Source organism: Bradyrhizobium sp. AUGA SZCCT0169, assembly GCF_018130085.1.
Lineage (GTDB): Bacteria > Pseudomonadota > Alphaproteobacteria > Rhizobiales > Xanthobacteraceae > Bradyrhizobium.
In genome coordinates, this window is record NZ_JAFCMC010000009.1 from 99,664 (window position 1) to 117,214 (window position 17,551).

Sequence of the window (17,551 nt, forward strand, 5' to 3'; positions counted from 1 at the left end):
CTTGCGCGCCATATAAGGGCTCTTATAATAAATCATTACACTGATAACAGAAGGCAATGAACATGTCATATGCCCGCAAGGAATATAAGGATTTCATGGCGCTGGCGCCCGAGGCCTACGAAGTCGTGCTGGCGCTCGGCAAGGTCGCGGCCGCGGCGGGCATCGACAAGCAACTGCTCGAACTGATCAAGCTGCGCGCCTCGCAGATCAACGGCTGTGCGTTTTGCGTGCAATATCACATCCTGCAAAGCGAGAGCCTCGGCATCTCCGCCGACAAGCTCAACCTGGTCGTGGTGTGGCGCGAGGCGCCGCAATTCTCGCCTCGCGAACGCGCGGCTTTGGCGTGGACGGAAGCGTTGACGTTGCTCAGCGGCGGCGTCAGCGACGAGGTCTATGCGCAGGCGAGCGCCGAATTCTCGGAAAAGGAACTGGCCTATCTCACCTCGGCGATTGCCTCGATCAACGTCTGGAACAGGTTCGGCGCCGCCTTCCGCTGGACCCCGCCGGCGCGGCAAAAGCCGGTCGGGGCTGCCGCGTCCTAGTTGTCGCCCTCGCTACCTTCCTGCGGGTCGGGCCGGATCACGTCTTGCGGCTGGGCGTGGGCGACAGCGGCGGGCGCGACAGGGTCGGTGCCGAGCTCGCGCCCGCGGCCGCGCAACAGGCGCTCATAGGCCGAGATCAGCGTGGTGTAGGGATTGACCCAGATCCAGCCGTCCCGCGTGAACACCTGCACGTCGAAATGCAGATGCAGCGAGGTGCCGTTGGGAAAGTCGAGATAGTTCGAGGCGACGCCGATTTTTTCGCCCTCGGCGACCTGGCGGCCATTGAGGATGCCGTCCGCGTCCAGGCTGGACGGATTCATGTGCATGTAGCGGAAGCGGATATGTTCGTTGCGTGTGTTGACCTGCAGCGTTGCCGCCTGCTGCTTCAGCGAACGGATCAGGACGCCGTCGCGAACCGCGACGACCGCCTGCTGCTTCGGATCGCAACTGCCCGGGCTTTCGCTGTTCTGCGCCATGCACGCACCCGGACGGATGTCCTGCCCCTGATGGCCGAAACCGGCGGCGCATTGGCCAACCTCGAAACTGCGCGCCTCGCAGAAATTGTCCTGCCAGGGATATCCGCGTTCGTCGGGTTTGCGTTTGCCGAAGGCTTGCGAGCGGGCGAAGGCGGGCGCCTTTTCCAGCGGAAACCGGATCTGAGAATAGCTGGTGAGATCGGGACGGCCGCCGCGCTTGCGCGAGCCGCTGTTGGCGACGATGTCGCCGCTTGGGCGATAGGTGAAGTCGGGCGAGGGTACGATCGGCCGCTCGGCAATCTCGGACGAAATATCCCGGCGCGGCCGCGACGGCTGGCCGCCGGTGATGCGCAGCGCCTTGAGGAATCGTTCCGCGACCGGATAGGCCTCCCGGCAGGCCAGCCGCCGCGGGCGCGGCGTCGAGTCGAGGCACTGGATCGACACCACATAGGGCACGCCGAAGCGCGTGAAGGCGTAGCGCACATAGCCTTCGCGGATGAAGCGCCGCAGGTCCGGGAATTGCGCCGCCAGCGCCTTGACCGGCTCGCCCTTGCCGGCGAGCGGATCGGCGAGGTCGTAGGTCAGGATCGAGCCCGTGATCTGCACCTCGACGGGCTTGGCGTAAGTCCGCTGCGGCATGCCGTCACCCGCGCCCGGCTCGAACGAAAACATCGCGTCGTAGCCGGCGGCGCCGGCGTGGAACAGATCGGCGGGGCGGAAGTCGGCCTGATAGCGCGATACCGACAGGGTGTCGGGGACGCCGTTCTGGCGGCCATCGAGATAGCTTGCGGTGTCGAACGGCAGCAGCACCGGAACAGGACTGCGTCCGATCCCCGGGAAGACCGGCGAGGTGATCGCGTTCAGTTGCACCAGCGCCGGCATCGAGCGCGGGTCCCAGCGAGGCGCCCGCCGCTGGCTGGCAAAGGTGAAGGCGGACGCAACCGCAGGCTCGGTATTGATCTCGGAACGGAACTGATCCAGCACCGCGCGCCATTCGACGCGGACGGCCGAGATCGAAGGGGTCCGGAACTCGTCGGCGAAAGCGCCGACGGCGGGAAGCAAATAGAAGGCGGCCAGCCAACGGGACAGCAAGCGGACAGCCTTCGTACCCAATGCATCGCCCCCTGGCGCATGCCCCGTTGTCTAACTCTGGCACCTAGTCCTTGGCGCGCTCGACGTAGGAGCCGTCCTCGGTCATGACCACGATCCGCGTTCCCGTTCCGACGTGCGGCGGCACGTTGGTACGTACGCCGTTGGAAAGGATAGCAGGTTTGTAGGACGACGACGCGGTCTGGCCCTTGGTGACCGGCTCGGTTTCGACAACTTCCAGCGTCGCGCGCTGCGGCATCTGGATCGCCACCGGAACCATGTCGTGCAGCGAGAGCTTCACCGACATGTTCTCCTGCAGATAGGGCGCCGCCGAGCCGATGATTTCCTTGGACACCTGGACCTGGTCGTAGGTCTCACCGTTCATGAAATGGAAGCCGTCGGCGTCTTCATAGAGGTAGTTGAAATTGTGATCTTCGATCGTCGCCTTCTCGACCTGGTCGGTGGTCTTGTAGCGTTCCGAAATCTTCACCCCGTCGCCGATCCGGCGCATTTCGATCTGACTGACCGGAGTTCCCTTGCCGGGATGGATGTTTTCGGCGGTCAGAACCACATAAAGCTTGCCGTCTTGCTCGATGACGTTGCCCTTGCGAATTGAACTGGCGATGACTTTCAAAGCGGTTTTCCTGAATTTCTGGCCTCCGACCCGTCAGGACAATTGTGTCCCGCGGCCAATGAGGCGGTTTCGGGCTGCAACATACTGATTTGCCCTCCAGATACCAGCCTTTTGCGGCCCGTTCCGGCAGGTTGCCGTGGGTCCCGATCGCGGGCCTGCTTCCTGGTTATTTCCGCTTGGGGCGAGGGGACGTGAAGGCCTGGGCGTTGTGCGCGGCAAAGGCGGCGGGCACCGTAAACGTCCCGGTTTTCAGGTCATAGGCGCACCACCAGTCCTCGATATAGGGCCGCGGCTTGTCTTCGCCCTAGGCGTCGAAGGAAAGGCTGATCACAACGTAGCGGCTATCGGGCCAATGCAGGCCCAAAGAAGCGTAATTGTCGTCCATTCCTTTGACCAGGGCGGCAAAGACGTGACTGAGCGAATCGCGCTCCTTGGGGTCGCGACGCAGTTTTTTGGATGCCGGCAAGCCCCAGAAATAGTCCCAGGCCATCTCGCTCAACGGCTTCGGCGTGTCGGAAGTGAATTCAAATCCGTTCCGCCGGTACAGGAACAGCGTCTGGAAACCGGCACCGGTTTTCTGCATGCGCACCAGCCACCGGCTGTTCGGAGTAAAGCGAAAGCCTGCGGGATAGCCTGCGAGATCGATGCCTTCGCCGGCATTCAGCAGCGAGGGGTGTCGACGCCCCTCGTCGAAGGTCCAGAACTGGAACAGAAAACCTTCATCGCCCTTGTCCGCGGCATATTGCTCAACCCGAATTTGCCCGTCGGGTGCGGTGAAAATGTAATCCGCCTCCGTCTTCAGTTTGAACTCAGGCCTGGGGCCGGTCGCGCTGGCGGGCGCTGGCGTGGCGAGGACGAACAACAGCATACCTGCCAGCAGAAGCCCTGTTCGTCGTAACCAGCCGCCAAACATGGTACGTTCCGTTCCATTTTGCTGCCCATTGGACTCGCCAATGGCCGCGAGGTTCAGGGCGCAACTTGAAGTTCGCGGCGCCGATCGCGCGAATGGACAAGACGTGCGTCTTTCGACATGACAGACCGGACCGGAAGCGGGGTATCCGCGGTGTTCCCGGCGCGGCTGCTTTGCCGTAGAGAAAGTTAAATTATGTCAACGATATACGGCGATATTCTGAACGTTTTCATCGGTTCATGCGCCGCTGCAGGCGCGCGCGCCGCTCCGGCTGGTTGCTGATGTCCGGGATAGACCAGCCATCGCCATGGTGGTCGCCGGCGCGGCACGCCGACCGGAAGCCGTTCCTGATGGCGCGGGCCGCGATCACGAAGGGCTTGCGAGCCTGGTTCGACGAGCAGGGGTTCGCCGAGGCCGAGACGGGCATCCTGCAGGTCTCGCCGGGCAATGAAACGCATCTGCATGCGCCCCGGACCGAACTGACCGGTGGAGACGGAACCCGCGCGCCGCGCTATTTGCGGACTTCACCGGAGTTCGCGGCCAAGAAACTGCTCGCGGCGGGCGAAGACAAGATATTCGAGTTTGCACGCGTGTTCCGTGACCGCGAGCGCGGCGATCTTCATTTGCCTGAATTCACCATGCTGGAATGGTACCGCGCCAACGCGGCCTATGACGCCATTATGGCCGACACGATTGTGGTCATCGCCCATGCAGCGCAGGCGACGGGCATCGGGCAATTCTCGTTTCGCGGCCGCATCTCCGATCCCTTCGCCAAGCCTGAATTGCTGACGGTCGCGACCGCGTTCGAGCGGTTCGCCGGGATCGACTTACTGGCGACGGTCGCGGATGGCGAAGGGGATCGCAGGGCGCTCGCCGAGGCTTCAAAATCGCGGGTGCGGGTTGCGGACGACGACACCTGGTCCGATATCTTCAGCAAGGTCCTGGTCGAGCATATCGAACCAAATCTCGGGCAGGGGTGTTTGACGGTATTATTTGAGTATCCAGTGCCGGAGGCAGCGCTGGCGCGCGTGAAAGCGTCCGATCCGCGTGTGGCCGAGCGGTTTGAGATCTACGCTTGCGGCGTCGAGCTCGCCAACGGGTATGGTGAATTGACCGATGCCGCCGAACAGCGTCGTCGTTTCACGCAGGCGATGGACGAGAAAGCGCGGCGCTACGGCGAGCGCTATCCGCTCGACGAGGATTTTCTGCAGGCGGTCGCCGTGATGCCGCAGGCCAGCGGCGTCGCGCTTGGTTTTGACCGGCTGGTGATGCTGGCAAGCGGTGCGCTCAGGGTGGATCAGGTGGTATGGACGCCACCGGCGGGAGAAGCATGAACAGGATCGATCCGAAATTGGCGGCGACGTTGCGGCAACCGGCGGAACTCGTCGATTGCGATCTTGCGCCTGCGGCGGAACTGGCCGATCTCGAACGGGTTGCGGCGCGCTACGCGATTGCGGTGACGCCCGATATCGCTGCGCTGATCGACACCGACGATCCAAACGACCCGATCGCACGGCAGTTCATCCCAAGCACGCTGGAACTGGTGCAGGAGCCCGGCGAGCGCGCCGATCCGATCGGCGATGACGCCCATTCACCGGTCGCCGGCATCGTTCATCGCTATCCGGATCGCGTGCTGTTCAAGCTGGTTCATGTCTGCGCAGTGTATTGCCGCTTCTGTTTTCGCCGCGAGATGGTGGGACCCGGCAAGGCAACGGCGCTGTCGGACAACGCCTATCGCGACGCGCTCGACTATATCCGGATGCATCCCGAGATCTGGGAAGTCATCCTGACTGGCGGCGATCCCCTGATGCTGTCGCCGCGACGGATGGCCGAGATCATGGCCGACATCGCCGCTATCGATCACGTCAAGATCGTCCGCCTCCACACCCGCGTGCCGGTCGTGGCTCCCGCGCGCATCAGTGACGAGATGGTTGCGGCATTGAGGGTTGGCGGTGCCACCACCTGGGTCGCGGTTCACGCCAACCATCCGCGCGAGTTGACGGCGGAGGCCCGCGCCGCTTGCGCCCGGCTCGTCAATGCCGGCATCCCCCTGGTGAGCCAGTCGGTGCTGCTGCGCGGCGTCAATGACGATGCGGCGACGCTGGAAGCCCTGATGCGGTCCTTCGTCGAATGCAGGATCAAGCCGTATTACCTGCACCATGGCGATCTCGCGCCGGGCACCTCGCATCTGCGTACCACGATCGAGCGCGGACGGGAACTGATGCGCGGCTTGCGCGGACGCGTTTCCGGGCTGTGTCAGCCCGAATTCGTGCTCGATATTCCCGGCGGCCACGGCAAGGCGCCGATCGGCCCGCATTATTTGTCGCATCCAAATTCCCGGGAACGTGAACTATCCTCGGAAACGCGTTACCGTGTCGTCGATTATTGCGGTGACGTTCACCTCTATCCGCCGAAGCCGTGAACCGGCGATGACGGACGGGGATGAGAGAGGCCAGAAGCAGGCGGAAGACGAGAGCAGCCGCGCGATCGAAAACGCGGTAATGCTGGCTTTCTTCGCGGTGCTGGTGGATATGGTTGCTCAGCACGATGGCCGATGTACGAAAGGCGCAGGATTGCGCGGCCCAGGGGCGTCGCAATTGTGGAACGATCGATGTTCCGGCGCGATAAATCAGAAATGAGAACGGGAGAACCGAAATGCGAAAAATAATCCTGTCAGTGGCGCTTCTGGTTCTGACCGGTAGTCCGGACGTATTCGCGCAAGGCTCAACGGTGCCGAAAAATTCAGACAAAGTGATCCAGGCGCCGATCGGTCATCGCCAGCCACGCGCCGCCGACGTTCCCGAACCGAAGAACATGAACGATCCGAACGATCCCCTGAGCAAGGAAAATGCTTTGCTGGATCGCAAGATCAAGAGCATCTGCCGCGGCTGCTAAGGCAGCGCCCTCGCCCATCACGGTACATCGACTTGACGGGCCAGAATCTGCTTCAACTGTTTTGAGCAGACTCTGGCCGTAACGTTTTGTTCGAGCGCAATTTCTTAGGCGGACCGTTCGTTGAATGGCCGGCGCGCCAAGCTTCGTCTTGCCTCGACGGCGTCGGCCAGCACGTTGAGCGCCCGCACGGTGGTTTCCCAGTCGATGCAGCCGTCCGTGATGCTCTGACCATAGGTGAGCGGCTTGCCCGGCACGACATCCTGGCGGCCCGCGACGAGATTGCTCTCCATCATCACGCCGGTGATGCGCGCTTCGCCAGCGGATATCTGCCTGGCGATATCGGCCGCGACCAGCGGCTGGTTCTCGGGCTTCTTGCTGCTGTTGGCGTGGCTGGTGTCGATCATGATCCGCGGTGTCACGCCGGAACGGGTGAGTTCGGCTGAAGCGGCATCGACGCTGTCAGCGTCATAGTTCGGCTTGCTGCCGCCGCGCAGGATCATGTGGCAGTCATCGTTGCCAGTCGTAGCGGCGATCGCCGAGCGTCCGCCCTTGGTGACCGCCATGAAATGATGGGGATGCGACGCCGACTTCACGGCCTCGGCCGCGATGCGCACATTGCCGTCGGTTCCGTTCTTGAAGCCAACCGCGCAGGAAAGTCCGGACGCGAGCTCGCGATGGATCTGGCTTTCCGTGGTTCGCGCGCCGATTGCCGCCCACGCCACCAGGTCGGCGATGTATTGCGGCGTCGTCATGTCGAGGAATTCGGTGCCGGCCGGCAGACCAAGATTGTTCACCGCCGAAAGCACGTTGCGCGCGAGACGCAGGCCCCTGTTGATGTCGAAGCTGCCGTCGAGGCCGGGATCGTTGATCAATCCTTTCCAGCCGACCGTCGTGCGCGGCTTCTCGAAATAGACGCGCATCACGATCTCGAGGCGGTCGGCCAGCCGCTCGCGCAGGGCGACGAGGTGTTCGGCGTATTCCACGGCCGCAGCGGGATCGTGCACCGAGCAGGGGCCGACAACGACCAGAAGCCGGTCATCGGTTCCGTTCAGGATCGCGTGGATGGCGTTGCGCGCCGCCATCACGATGCGCGTGGCGGTCAAGGTGCGCGGGATCTCGCGCATGACCTCTTGCGGCGTCGTCAGCTCTTTCAGTTCGCTTATTCGAAGATCGTCGGTGGTGCTCAACACGGCTCTGGCTCCTGTTTTGAAGAACCTGCCGGCCAATAAAAAAGCCGCCAGGATTTGGCGGCTGTTCGGACTTTTTGCTGCAATTATTTAGATTGCGCGTGATCCTCCCACCGCCAGCGAGCTGTCGAAGCTAAAATACCAATAGTTGCTGGCGGCGATCATGATCATGGTCGGCTCTATAGCTCACGCATCGGGACTTGTCATCCCCTATTCGGCGGGGGAGTTGGCTCGCGCAGCGCCAGCCCGTGTCAGGCCTTGCGCGCGGCAAGCGCCATGCCGACCAGCGACGCGCCGCCGAGCACCAGGTTGATCCCGACCAGGAGACCGATCGCCCATTCCGCTGAACCCGGCAGGCCGGCAATGATCAGGAACGAGATCAGGAGGTCCATCACTCCGGAGACCAGCAGCCAGGACCAGCGCCCGGACAATTCGCGGCGGTGCTCCAGCGCGTACATGATGGTGGTGACGCCTTCGATCAGAAAGTAGGCGCCGAGGACGATGGTCAGCGTCAGCACGCCCTGCATCGGCCGCGCCAACAGCACGAGGCCGGCGAGCACGGCAAGTGCCGCCGAAAACAGCGACCACCAGAAGCCCGGCATCTGCCGCGCCCAGTAGGTGACGACCAGCCCGGCGATGCCGCTGATCAGGAACATCCAGCCCAAGAAGATTGCAACCGCCAGGCTTGCCAGCGGCGGCACGATCATCGCGGCCAGGCCGAGCACCGCCAGCAGAATGCCTTCGAACAGGAAGGCTTTCCAATGCGTCTTCACGGCAGCGTTCATCTCGGACTGCAATTTGGCGATGTCTTTGGGCAGCCTATCTTGGGGAAGGGTCATCACAGCTCTCCCGCTACGCGCGGGCTGATACTAGAGCGTTTTGCAGCGAACAGGAATGGTTGGCGCAAGGAATTGGACGGGAGGAGAACGCGTCCAATTTTAGCTGACGCGCTAACCAGCCTCGTTCGCCGACGAAAAGCCCTCCGACGTCGTGCGCATCCGGTTGCGGCCAAAAACGTAGACAGCCGTGGTTGCGACCAGCAGGGCGAGGCCGAGCAGGATCGATGTGAAGCCGATCGGGATCAGCACCAGCGAGGCGTTGCGTTCCGGGTTGATGAACCAGTGGTGCAGCGAGGTCAGCAGGAACGACACGCCCGCAAAGCCGGCACCGCCGCCCACGACCAGCAGCGCCCACATTCGCCGCAACTGGCTCAGCCGCTCGCGCGCGATCTCGGTGCGCGGCGCGTGATGGCGGCCGACGCGCCGCACCAGCCGCGCCGCAAATCCGATCGAGCTGAAGCCGATGATCAGGCTGGCCGTTCCCAGCATCATCCGCGTGGTGGAGCCGAGATCGGGATGCTTTTGCAGAATCAGCAGCGGAAAATCGAACGCCGCATGCAGCGCGACCGGCGCAAGCAGGGCCAGCGTCCAGCTCGAGATGCGGGCGAGATCGCGATTGTGCCGGTTGGCACCGAGTGCGGTGCCGGCACGTGCGATGGCGATATAGGCGCCGGCGATAATGCCGAGCGCACCGTGGAATGGCACGGTGAGGACGCTGCGCAATGCCGCCAGCGATCGCCACATGTCGGCGTGCTGCACCAGGTAAGCGAGATTTTCGTAGGCTGCGAATCCGAGGCCCGCGGCCGCGCCGTAGACGACGGTGTCCATCGGATCGGCAAAGGTGCGGCGCTTCCACGACACTCCGATGATCACGAGCACCTTGACGATCTCCTCGGGCGCGGCAACGCCGAACACCGAGCGGAGCCCCTGGGTCATCCAGGGATTTCCGGGGACCGCGAGAATCGCTGCGAACGGCGCCCGAGCGATTCCCAGTAGCGAAATGCTGGCCGCGCCCAGCACGAACGCGATCCACACCTGCGCCGGCGGGCCGGGGCGCTCGTCAGCGGCGATGACCAGCCACAGCAAAAGCAACGCGGGCGCGATCGCGGCGACGCCGATGACAGTCGGGAGGGATTGCAGCAGGAGCATTTGGGGGACTTTGTTCGGATGGATCGAAAATGGCCGTAAATTCAGCGCTTTGCAAGGAAAGCGAACGCGACTTGTTGTCGCCAAAAGGTGAGGGGTACGAACCGGCTAACCCGAGCGTTTGGAGGTGGATTTCCCGGCAATTAGGGAGCGGGCAAGGGCGTTGAGCAGGGGAGCTTCGAGCCTGACTCTTTCCTCCTGACTGTGACCGCCGCGCCACAGCATTAGCTGCCTAATTCGTCTACAACCATTGGCAGCAATTATCGCCCAAGGGGAATCACCATGAAGAAATTTGCACTGGGAATGCTTGCAGCTGTCGCAATGACCGGATCAGCTGTCGCGGCTGACATGGCTCCCCGTTACGCCAAGGCGCCGCCTCCGGCTCCGGTCGTGGTGTACAACTGGACCGGCTGCTACATCGGCGGCAACATCGGCGGTGGCTGGGCACGAACCTCGCAGAATCGCACCGACGTCCTCGCTGTTCCACCATTCGCGGCCCCGGCCAATTTCGGTTCAAGCGATGGTAGTGACTTTGTCGTCGGCGCTCAGATCGGCTGCGACTACCAGTTTGCTGGCAATTGGGTGCTCGGCATCCAGGGCATGTACAACTACGCGCGCATCGACAGCTCGCATTTCCTGACGGACTTCCCGGCCTTCCGGTCGGATATCGAAAACAAGGACATTTTCACGGTCACGGGCCGGCTGGGTTATCTGTTCACGCCCCAGCTGCTCGGCTACGTCAAGGGCGGTGGCGCCTGGACCCGGTCTGACTATGTGATCTTCCAGCCGGGTGGCGTGCTGGTCTCCGAAAACGCGTTTGGCGTCAACCGCAGCGGCTGGACCGTCGGCGGCGGCCTCGAATGGATGTTCGCTCCGGGTTGGTCGGTGTTCGGCGAATACAACTACATGGACTTCGGTCACAAGGATGTCGCGTTTACGACGCCCGTCATCGGGGCCTTCCCGGACCGTGTCCGCACGAAGCTGGAAGTCTCCACGGCTCTGGTTGGCGTGAACTACAAGTTCAACTGGGGTGGCCCGGTCGTCGCCCGGTACTGAGCTTTCAAGGAGAGCTGGTACCAGGTACTGAGTTCTTCCCGAGACTAATTAAAAGCCCCGGCATCGTCCGGGGCTTTTTTTGTTCGGGCAAACGCTCGGAGATGACCGTCGCGGAGTCGGCTTGGCGCGCAGCGAGGCTGATTTCGACCTGCGGGGCGCAATGGGAGCGTACCCGCTTAGCCCGCCAGCAGGCGCCGGCAGGCGTCGACAAACACTGCGGCGCCGGTGACGATGTCGGCGTCCGCCGTGTTCTCGGTCCAGTGATGGCTGATGCCGCCGATCGAGGGTACGAACAGCATGCCTGACGGCATGATGGTCGAGAGAATCTGGGCGTCGTGACCGGCGGCGCTGGGCATGCGGATCGACCTGCCACCGGCAAATGCCTTGCTCGCAGCTTCGATCGCTTGCTGGAACGAGGCGTCCATCATCGCGGGCGCGCCGGTGCGAATGCGCTCTACCGCAACCGTGCAGGGGCCGCGCGCGCTGACGTCGGCGGCCATGCTTCGCAGCAAAGCCTCCAGGCGATCGATCACAGCGGGATCGTCGTCGCGAATCTGGAACAGCATTTCCGCAGATCCCGGGATGATGCTCGGCGCACCCGGATCGAGCGTGATCGAGCCGGTGGTCCAAACCGTGCGCGACCCGCAGGCTTTCGGAAACCGTTCGTCGATATCGACGCAGAATTTCGCCAGCGCGAGGCCAGCGTCCTTGCGCACGGCCATCCGCGTCGTGCCGGCGTGGTTTTGCTCGCCGGTGAAGGTGATCCGGTATTGCCAGATACCGACGATGGAGGTGACGACGCCGATATTGAGCGCACCGCCCTCGAGGGTCTGACCCTGTTCGATATGCGCCTCGAGATATCCGATGTGACGCCCGCGTTCGGCCGTGGCGCGCGGACGGCCGGCGAGGCCGACCCCGCGCAAGGCGTCGCGCATGCTGCGATCGCTGTTGCGGTCGCGCGCGGCGTCGACGTCAGCCTCGGTGAGCGCGCCGACATAGGAACGGCTGCCGAGGAAACTGCCGAAATGGCCTTCCTCATCGCACCAGGATGCGACCTCGACGGCGCCCTTGATATCAGGGTCGGAATTGATGACGCGGGCGGCTTCAAGCGCATAGATGACGCCCAGCGGACCATCGAGCCAGCCCGCGTAATTCTGGCTTTCGAGATGCGAGCCCGCCAACAGCTTCGGCCCCGGTTTCGTGCTGGTGCCCAGCACGTTGCCGATGCCGTCGATCTCGGCAGCCAGTCCCGCCTCGGGAAGCCGCTGCACCAGCCATTCCAGCGAGCGCATATGCGGCTCCGAGAAGGTCGGCTTGTGGACACCGGTCTTGTAGGTGCCGATGCCACGCAGCGCATGGAGGTCGGCGAGGACGCGGGCGCCGTCGAAGGTCAGGGTCTTGTCGGGCATGGCTGGTGCCTCTCCTTGATTGGCCGTCAGGGGCCGGTCGGCTCGCGATAGACATCCTTGGTCGCGAGCCGTCCATCGCGAAACGTATAACACTCGACGCCGCGTTGTTCGCGCTGCTCGCCGGTGGCGCGCACGGTTTCGCTGACACGGAACGTCATGAAGGTCATATCACCGGCGTGATGATAGGCCACGTCATGGAAGCGTTGCGCCGAGAACAGGGCCTTTTGCTCGGCGAGATGTTCGGCAATGGCGGCGGCGCCGGCGAGGGATTTGGTCACCGCCAGACCGTCGTGAAAGGTCCAGAGAAAGTCAGGCGTCACTACGGAATAGAGCGCAACCATGTCGCCCTTGAACAGGGCGCGCGCGAAGCCTTTGAACAGCTCATCGCGTTCGGTGGAGGAGGGCGCCATGATTTTATTCACGCTCCAACAATCCCTGGCTGAGAATGTGTACCGGCTGACAAACTTTTTTCGATCGCGTGCGGCAGCAGAGCGAACCGGTGCGCACGAGTCAAATCTCTAATATGTTGAGGCGGTTGTAACGCACCTGACGCGGCGGATTGGTCCCACACGCGAGACATCGTTCAGAAGAATGTTTGCGTCGATCTCTTGACGGATTTTAAATCTTCTGCGCATACCAACGCCCCTTCGCCGGAATCCGCCGGCGCTCTAAAGGACCGAAGCCATGTTGAGCCTGCGCTCACATATCGTCGCGAAAGCCGCCGCCGCGCTGCCGTTTATTCGGCCGTGCGATTGGTCGCGCATGTGCGTGGCGAAGCAAGGTCCGAGCTATCTGGCGCCCGAAAATCTCGGGACCACCAGGACGCCAAGAGCGTAAACCGGCAGCGGGAATCTACCCTCTGCCTCAAGGCAGAGAGCGAAGATGACCCGCGACAGCACCACAGGACTCGAGGACCGTGACCGCCAGAGGATTTTGTCCTCGCCGGTGGCGCATGCCTTCGTGCGCATAGTGACGCAGCGCCGGGGTATTTCCGAGGCCGAGGCCGAGCAAGTCTATCTCGATTACATCAACCGAGCGCAGCCGGCGGACAACTGCCGGGGTCGTGAGGACGCTTGATCATTTGAAGCGATTTCGAATTCAGGATGGCCGTCCCTGCAAGGACATAAGACGGCCCGCTGATCCGGTACTGGTCCCCTTTGGTGGGGCGGCAAACGGTGGTTTCAGGCAGCGAAACAATTTCCATTGGCCGGGGTCGTCCGGCCGTTTGTAAGTTTTCAGGCTGGCGTAGCTCAGATGGAGAGCAGCGGTTTTGTAAACCGAAGCGCGGAGACTCGAGCCCTCCCGTCAGCACCAATTGTCGAGTGTGATCTTCAATACGTAACGCGAGCGTGGCGAAACTGGTAGACGCACCGCACTCAGACTGCGACGGGCTTGCCCGTGGGGGTTCAATTCCCTCCGCTCGCACCATCACGCTCCCGTAGCCAAGCGGTAAGGCATCGGTTTTACGCACCGACATACGCTCGTTCGATCCGAGCGGGGGCACCAACATGCGCTTTTAGCTCAGTGGCAGAGTACCGCCGCGACATGGCTTGTCCGCGGTTCGATTCCGTGAAGGCGCACCAATTCACGCTCTTGTAGCACAATGGCAGTGCGACCGCTCGATAAGCGGTTGATGCAGGTTCGATTCCTGACTGGAGCACCACCAAGGGAGGCCGACATGACCGTCGCTTTCACGACCTTGATGGAACGCAGCGATGCCATCAAGGCACTTGCGAAACCGGGCGCGACTCGCCGCCACAAGCCATCGAGGCGATGGATCCGGAGCGTTAAACCTGACTGGAGATGGAGCGGCCTTTTAAGCCGTGCGCAAGTGGTTCGAAACCACCCGGATCCTCCAATCAAGGACCAGTGCCCCAGCGGCCAAGGGAGTGGATTCTTAATCCGTCGACGCAAGTCACCGTCGGTTCGAGTCCGACCTGGTCCTCCATTTCGAAACAGACTCTGGCCGAGCTCAGATAACTTTGCGGCCGTGGTGGAACGGTAGACACCCGCGCTTGAGGGGCGCGCGCCATGTGCATCCGAGTTCGAGTCTCGGCGGCCGCACCATGTTGCAGACCTAGATTGCGCTCAATTTGCGCTCAAACTGCTCCTGGACCCAGCTGGTGACGGGGCTCGACTGTCGATCGAGTTGCGGCGAGTTCGATTCTCGTCAGGGGCGCCACTGCGAATTCACATTGAAAGAATTCCGCCATCAGCATCAACGCGAGGAGGTTTTCATGTTCCAGAATTGCTCCGCGCTCGTGCTCAACGCGGATTTCCAGCCGCTCAGCTATTTCCCACTCAGCCTGTTCGGCTGGGAAGACGCCATCAAGGCGGTCGTCAAGGGATCTCACGTCGTCGTCGCTGAATACGACGAGGTCGCCCGGAGCCCGTCGATCCAGATGAAGTTGCCATCGGTGATCGCGCTGCGCTGTTATGTGCGGCCGCCGAACCGGGTCGCCTTCACCCGGTTCAACGTGTTCCTTCGGGATCACTTCGTGTGCCAGTATTGCAGCGTTCCGCACCGCCCGAACGATCTTACCTTCGACCATGTCCTGCCGCGCGCCGCCGGAGGCATGACGTCCTGGGAGAACATCGCAACGGCATGCAGCCCCTGCAATATGCGGAAAGACACACGGCTGGAGAAGCCCCGCCGGAAGCCGTTCGAGCCCACGGTGCATCAGCTGATGGCGGCGCAGCGCCATTTCCCGCCGAACTTCCTGCACGAGACCTGGCGCGACTTCCTGTACTGGGATGTCGAACTCGAGAAGTAAGCCGCCGGCCACGGCCGGCGGTTTCGGTTCTGCGGCAGGCTTTCAAAACATTTCGGGTAACGCCAAGTCTGGTGACTGAGCGGGCCTGTAAAGCCTGCGCCTTTGCGCACGCGCGGTTCAATTCCGCGGTTACCCACCATCGTTCGGCAGATGCCCAACAGCCGTCCAAACCCGCGGACCTGGTATATTGGGAGTGCCATGCGCTGCCCGCGCATTGATAGCGGTTCGATCCCGCTGGTCCGCGCCATCTTGCGAAACTGCGCGCGTCGCGCAATTCGCCGTCCAGAAAGCTAATCCAGTGAAAGCATCGGCTTGAAACGCCGGGGAGGTCAGGGCGGCACTGACTCTGGACACCATCACGGGGGTGCACAAGGTGCATTTGATCCTTGCAAGATCGAAGCGGCCGGGGCGGTACCGGCACTCTCCACCATCTCATTCCCGTCGAGCCATCTCGGTGAGGGCACCCGGCTGTTAATCGGGGTAGCGCGGTTCGAAACCGTGGTCGGGAGCCAATTCCGCTTGTCAGCCGATTACCATCAACGACCTGTAGCTCAGTTGGATTCAGAGCGCCGTGCTACGAACGCGGAGGGCGGGGGTTCGAGTCCCTCCAGGTCGGCCAAAATTGACAGTCTGTAGGGGAGCCTGGTCGTCCCTACCTGCCTTGGAAGCAGGGGATCGCTGGTTCGAATCCAGCCAGACTGACCACAATCGATTCAAAGACAAAGCGGGACGCTCGCGCCTCGCCAGCCTTTGCCTCTTGGCTCGGTCGGTAGAGCGCCCGGTTCTGATCCGGGATATCAGCGGTTCAATCCGCGAGAGGCTGCCCATGCGGGCTTGGGTCATAGGCTGATCACCTGGTTTCCAGCCAGGCAAAGTCGGTTCGAGTCCGGCAGCCCGCGCCAATCACAAGTCAGCTACCTTCCTGGCTGCCGCGAGGCTGTCCTTGATACTATTCGAGTTGAGGATCCCATCTTCGAATGCGATTCGCGCTGCGGTGAGCCTTCGGTTCAGTTGCAGCTTGGGTCCGGCTCCAAATAGCCGGTCGATCTCCGAGTTTATCTCGAGCATTTGCGCGGCGGCTTCATGGGCGACACCAAGCTCATCAAGCCGTGCAGCGACCGACATTTCCCGTTGCGTTAGCGGCCGTTTCTTTGCCGATTTCGGTTTCCACTTTTTCGCGATCGCCCTTTTGGTCTTCTTCGCTTTCTTTATCACCGTAGCCGCTCCCTTCGCCTGGCGGTCCAGGATAACACCCTTTCGCGGTGAAGATCACCGGTTCGAATCTGGTAGGGAGCGCCATCGCGGGCGCGTCCCCAAGTTGGTCCAAGGCGCCGGATTTTGATTCCGGTGACCGCTGGTTCGAATCCAGCCCCGCTCACCAAATCCATCGCTCGGCCTCTCGGGAGGGTTTGCTGCTCATAACGGCGAACAGGACGGTTCGAAACCGTTACGAGCGACCACCTGCTTCCGACCTCGTCTATCAGCCAGGACGCTTGCTTGTGGAGCAGGAAAACACGGGGCAGCACAGTGGGTCGGGACCACTTCAGGGAGTGAAGCTCAAGTGGACGAGCGCTGGTCTCCAAAACCAGAGGTTCCAGGTTCGAGGCCTGGTTCTCCCGCCATTTTTCCGCGGCAGTGATGAATGATTGCCGTGCCCGGAAATGAATTGGTTTGCGCGCGGTGGGCGCCCACGGCTTCCTGTGAATTCAATGGCCGAAAAACGGGATGGCGCTCCCTAGCGGAATCGAACCGCTCTCTCCACCGTGAAAGGGTGGCGTCCTAACCGATAGACGAAGGGAGCAAAAACAACCGGAAAATCAGTGCTTTACAGCATGATGCGCCGTGTTGGTCGCCGATAATCGGGTTGGATCAGGCCGGCGACCGGCGAACGTATAGTGGCGTTTTGCCGGGCGGGCAAGCGGCCTGAAACCGCCTTTTTCCGGGCGCTTGCGGCCCGCGCCGGCAAGGGAGCACCGGCCAAAAAACCCGATGTTTTGCAACGGATTTTAAAGCCGCCTGGAGTAGGGCTGGTGGCAGGGGAACTTCTGACATGGCCTTGGGCACCAAAAAGCGCGAGTCGCGCAAATCGTTGCATCAATCCGGGTGGATCACCCTGGACGGCGGTTTTGCGGCACGGCCCTGCGTGGTGCAGGATTTGTCCACGACGGGTGCCAAGGTTACGATCGACGATCCCAACACGCTGCCCGCCAAATTGAAGCTGGCGTTTTCGCGCGACGCCCGCACGGGGCGAAACTGCGAAGTGGTCTGGCGCCGCGGCAAGTCGGTCGGCATCAAGTTCGTCCGCTAGCGCCCCGCGGCGCAGGACGATAAAAGGCGGGATGCGAAACTTCCTTCTTGCGATCCCGGTTCTGGTACTGACTGGCGTGGCGGCGTTGGCCGCCGAGCCATCGGGACATCAGAAGTCCGACAGGACGGCCCCTTCGGGCAAGCTGCTTCCGCTGAAGGGAGCGACATCAGGCAATCCATGCGCGGCATACGGGGCGGGATTCGTCAGGGTCGAGGGCACCGAGACCTGCGCGAAGATCGGCGGTGCCGTCAGTATCGGCGTCGGCACATCGGCCCGGTCGCGCTGA

At 62.4% G+C, this 17,551-nt stretch carries 19 protein-coding genes and 17 tRNA genes; 26 read left to right on the plus strand and 10 right to left on the minus strand.

The genetic code is table 11. The features are described 5' to 3' along the window. The first annotated feature begins 62 nt into the window (after positions 1-62). Positions 63-542 (plus strand): carboxymuconolactone decarboxylase family protein, encoded by a 480-nt coding sequence (locus JQ609_RS13310; RefSeq protein WP_212273749.1) that lies wholly within the window; start codon positions 63-65, stop codon positions 540-542. Here the strand turns inward: JQ609_RS13310 and JQ609_RS13315 are convergent. The 3 genes from JQ609_RS13315 to JQ609_RS13325 all read right to left on the minus strand — a co-directional run bounded on the left by JQ609_RS13315 (position 539) and on the right by JQ609_RS13325 (position 3,654). Further along, the gene (locus JQ609_RS13315; protein WP_249127945.1) at positions 539-2,110 is read right to left on the minus strand and encodes a M23 family peptidase; all 1,572 of its coding nucleotides are present in this window, start codon (positions 2,108-2,110) and stop codon (positions 539-541) included. The two genes, JQ609_RS13310 and JQ609_RS13315, sit on opposite strands and share 4 nt — an antisense overlap. 64 nt (positions 2,111-2,174) lie before the next feature. Continuing rightward, positions 2,175-2,741: an elongation factor P gene (gene efp / locus JQ609_RS13320; protein ID WP_192735762.1), complete on the minus strand. Its 567-nt coding sequence runs from the start codon at positions 2,739-2,741 to the stop codon at positions 2,175-2,177. A gap of 304 nt (positions 2,742-3,045) precedes the next feature. Further along, positions 3,046-3,654, minus strand: a complete 609-nt coding sequence (locus JQ609_RS13325; protein ID WP_249127947.1) for a hypothetical protein — start codon at positions 3,652-3,654, stop codon at positions 3,046-3,048. A 278-nt stretch (positions 3,655-3,932) separates the two neighbouring features. Here JQ609_RS13325 and epmA point away from each other — a divergent pair, with 278 nt between their 5' ends. From epmA to JQ609_RS13345, 4 genes are read left to right on the plus strand one after another with little or no spacing between them, the layout of a single operon-like run. Continuing rightward, positions 3,933-4,985: an EF-P lysine aminoacylase EpmA gene (gene epmA / locus JQ609_RS13330; protein ID WP_212273751.1), complete on the plus strand. Its 1,053-nt coding sequence runs from the start codon at positions 3,933-3,935 to the stop codon at positions 4,983-4,985. Continuing rightward, the gene (locus JQ609_RS13335; protein WP_212273752.1) at positions 4,982-6,073 is read left to right on the plus strand and encodes a lysine-2,3-aminomutase-like protein; all 1,092 of its coding nucleotides are present in this window, start codon (positions 4,982-4,984) and stop codon (positions 6,071-6,073) included. The genes epmA and JQ609_RS13335 overlap by 4 nt, the downstream gene beginning before the upstream one ends. Positions 6,074-6,080: 7 nt before the next feature. Further along, positions 6,081-6,290: a hypothetical protein gene (locus JQ609_RS13340; protein ID WP_212273821.1), complete on the plus strand. Its 210-nt coding sequence runs from the start codon at positions 6,081-6,083 to the stop codon at positions 6,288-6,290. A gap of 16 nt (positions 6,291-6,306) precedes the next feature. After that, complete coding sequence (locus JQ609_RS13345) at positions 6,307-6,546, plus strand: hypothetical protein (RefSeq protein ID WP_212209417.1); 240 nt, start codon at positions 6,307-6,309, stop codon at positions 6,544-6,546. Between the two features lie 104 nt (positions 6,547-6,650). Here JQ609_RS13345 and JQ609_RS13350 read toward each other — a convergent pair whose 3' ends face one another. The 3 genes from JQ609_RS13350 to JQ609_RS13360 form a co-directional block, all read right to left on the minus strand. Beyond that, positions 6,651-7,736 (minus strand): 3-deoxy-7-phosphoheptulonate synthase, encoded by a 1,086-nt coding sequence (locus JQ609_RS13350; RefSeq protein WP_212273753.1) that lies wholly within the window; start codon positions 7,734-7,736, stop codon positions 6,651-6,653. Positions 7,737-7,984: 248 nt separating this feature from the next. Continuing rightward, a complete protein-coding gene (locus JQ609_RS13355) occupies positions 7,985-8,572 on the minus strand; it encodes an HdeD family acid-resistance protein (RefSeq protein ID WP_212209419.1) in 588 nt (195 codons plus the stop codon). A gap of 111 nt (positions 8,573-8,683) precedes the next feature. Beyond that, on the minus strand, positions 8,684-9,721 hold the full coding sequence (locus JQ609_RS13360) for a PrsW family glutamic-type intramembrane protease (protein ID WP_212273754.1): 1,038 nt from the start codon (positions 9,719-9,721) through the stop codon (positions 8,684-8,686). A gap of 279 nt (positions 9,722-10,000) precedes the next feature. Here JQ609_RS13360 and JQ609_RS13365 point away from each other — a divergent pair, with 279 nt between their 5' ends. Then, a complete protein-coding gene (locus JQ609_RS13365; protein ID WP_212273755.1) occupies positions 10,001-10,774 on the plus strand; it encodes an outer membrane protein in 774 nt (257 codons plus the stop codon). Positions 10,775-10,950: 176 nt separating this feature from the next. Here JQ609_RS13365 and JQ609_RS13370 read toward each other — a convergent pair whose 3' ends face one another. Both JQ609_RS13370 and JQ609_RS13375 read right to left on the minus strand, forming a co-directional pair. Continuing rightward, positions 10,951-12,183, minus strand: coding sequence for a Zn-dependent hydrolase (locus JQ609_RS13370; RefSeq protein WP_212273756.1), 1,233 nt, complete (start codon positions 12,181-12,183; stop codon positions 10,951-10,953). Between the two features lie 26 nt (positions 12,184-12,209). Then, positions 12,210-12,605 carry a nuclear transport factor 2 family protein gene (locus JQ609_RS13375; RefSeq protein ID WP_212273757.1) on the minus strand — a complete coding sequence of 132 codons (396 nt, stop codon included), beginning with the start codon at positions 12,603-12,605 and terminating at the stop codon, positions 12,210-12,212. 460 nt (positions 12,606-13,065) lie between these two features. Between JQ609_RS13375 and JQ609_RS13380 the strand changes: the two genes are divergently transcribed. The 15 genes from JQ609_RS13380 (at position 13,066) to JQ609_RS13450 (ending at position 15,859) form a co-directional block, all read left to right on the plus strand. After that, positions 13,066-13,260, plus strand: a complete 195-nt coding sequence (locus JQ609_RS13380) for a hypothetical protein (protein WP_212209424.1) — start codon at positions 13,066-13,068, stop codon at positions 13,258-13,260. Between the two features lie 162 nt (positions 13,261-13,422). Further along, positions 13,423-13,497: transfer RNA gene (locus JQ609_RS13385), tRNA-Thr, on the plus strand. A 29-nt stretch (positions 13,498-13,526) separates the two neighbouring features. Next, positions 13,527-13,611: transfer RNA gene (locus JQ609_RS13390), tRNA-Leu, on the plus strand. A gap of 4 nt (positions 13,612-13,615) precedes the next feature. Beyond that, positions 13,616-13,689 (plus strand) — tRNA-Val (locus tag JQ609_RS13395). Between the two features lie 4 nt (positions 13,690-13,693). Further along, positions 13,694-13,766, plus strand: a tRNA-Val gene (locus tag JQ609_RS13400). 6 nt (positions 13,767-13,772) lie between these two features. Further along, positions 13,773-13,846, plus strand: a tRNA-Ile gene (locus JQ609_RS13405). A 200-nt stretch (positions 13,847-14,046) separates the two neighbouring features. After that, positions 14,047-14,131: transfer RNA gene (locus JQ609_RS13410), tRNA-Lys, on the plus strand. Between the two features lie 36 nt (positions 14,132-14,167). Next, positions 14,168-14,250, plus strand: a tRNA-Leu gene (locus JQ609_RS13415). Positions 14,251-14,289: 39 nt separating this feature from the next. Next, positions 14,290-14,365 (plus strand) — tRNA-Asp (locus JQ609_RS13420). Positions 14,366-14,420: 55 nt separating this feature from the next. Beyond that, positions 14,421-14,957 (plus strand): HNH endonuclease, encoded by a 537-nt coding sequence (locus JQ609_RS13425; RefSeq protein WP_212209425.1) that lies wholly within the window; start codon positions 14,421-14,423, stop codon positions 14,955-14,957. A 54-nt stretch (positions 14,958-15,011) separates the two neighbouring features. After that, a tRNA-Tyr gene (locus JQ609_RS13430) sits at positions 15,012-15,096 on the plus strand. A gap of 297 nt (positions 15,097-15,393) precedes the next feature. After that, positions 15,394-15,469: transfer RNA gene (locus tag JQ609_RS13435), tRNA-Asn, on the plus strand. 28 nt (positions 15,470-15,497) lie between these two features. Beyond that, positions 15,498-15,576: transfer RNA gene (locus tag JQ609_RS13440), tRNA-Arg, on the plus strand. 7 nt (positions 15,577-15,583) lie between these two features. Beyond that, positions 15,584-15,662: transfer RNA gene (locus tag JQ609_RS13445), tRNA-Pro, on the plus strand. Between the two features lie 123 nt (positions 15,663-15,785). Next, a tRNA-Gly gene (locus tag JQ609_RS13450) sits at positions 15,786-15,859 on the plus strand. 1 nt (position 15,860) lies between these two features. Here the strand turns inward: JQ609_RS13450 and JQ609_RS13455 are convergent. Then, the gene (locus JQ609_RS13455; RefSeq protein ID WP_212209426.1) at positions 15,861-16,172 is read right to left on the minus strand and encodes a hypothetical protein; all 312 of its coding nucleotides are present in this window, start codon (positions 16,170-16,172) and stop codon (positions 15,861-15,863) included. Between the two features lie 7 nt (positions 16,173-16,179). On the opposite strand from JQ609_RS13455, the gene JQ609_RS13460 reads away from it, so the two are divergent. From JQ609_RS13460 to JQ609_RS13470, 3 genes are all read left to right on the plus strand, one after another. Further along, positions 16,180-16,256: transfer RNA gene (locus JQ609_RS13460), tRNA-Glu, on the plus strand. Between the two features lie 4 nt (positions 16,257-16,260). After that, a tRNA-Gln gene (locus JQ609_RS13465) sits at positions 16,261-16,338 on the plus strand. Positions 16,339-16,503: 165 nt separating this feature from the next. Then, positions 16,504-16,579: transfer RNA gene (locus JQ609_RS13470), tRNA-Trp, on the plus strand. Between the two features lie 104 nt (positions 16,580-16,683). On the opposite strand, the gene JQ609_RS13475 is transcribed toward JQ609_RS13470, so the two are convergent. After that, positions 16,684-16,758: transfer RNA gene (locus JQ609_RS13475), tRNA-Glu, on the minus strand. 249 nt (positions 16,759-17,007) lie between these two features. Between JQ609_RS13475 and JQ609_RS13480 the strand changes: the two genes are divergently transcribed. Both JQ609_RS13480 and JQ609_RS13485 read left to right on the plus strand, forming a co-directional pair. Next, complete coding sequence (locus JQ609_RS13480) at positions 17,008-17,265, plus strand: PilZ domain-containing protein (RefSeq protein WP_212273758.1); 258 nt, start codon at positions 17,008-17,010, stop codon at positions 17,263-17,265. Between the two features lie 31 nt (positions 17,266-17,296). Further along, positions 17,297-17,551 carry a porin gene (locus JQ609_RS13485; protein ID WP_212273759.1) on the plus strand — a complete coding sequence of 85 codons (255 nt, stop codon included), beginning with the start codon at positions 17,297-17,299 and terminating at the stop codon, positions 17,549-17,551.